Origin of the sequence: Paenibacillus sp. J45TS6, assembly GCF_018403285.1 — a bacterium.
Classification (GTDB): domain Bacteria; phylum Bacillota; class Bacilli; order Paenibacillales; family Paenibacillaceae; genus Paenibacillus.
Genome location: NZ_BOSJ01000123.1, coordinates 1 through 235, shown reverse-complemented (window position 1 = coordinate 235; position 235 = coordinate 1). Strand labels below are relative to the sequence as shown.

The following is a 235-nucleotide window of genomic DNA, read 5'->3' as shown; positions in this document are numbered from 1 at the left end:
TTAAGTTCTCGTCAGCATTTTCTAAATGAGCTTATCGCTCTTTTCAATAACTTTATTGGAGAGTTTGATCCTGGCTCAGGACGAACGCTGGCGGCGTGCCTAATACATGCAAGTCGAGCGGAGTTAATGAGAAGCTTGCTTCTCTGAGACTTAGCGGCGGACGGGTGAGTAACACGTAGGCAACCTGCCCATAAGACTGGGATAACTACCGGAAACGGTAGCTAATACCGGATAG

The 235-nt window shown here is 47.7% G+C and carries 1 rRNA gene; it reads left to right on the top strand.

Going from position 1 to position 235, the window contains the following annotated elements:
* Positions 1-52 precede the first annotated feature (52 nt).
* Positions 53-235: ribosomal RNA gene (locus KJS58_RS25310) — 16S ribosomal RNA — on the top strand; the annotation flags it as partial.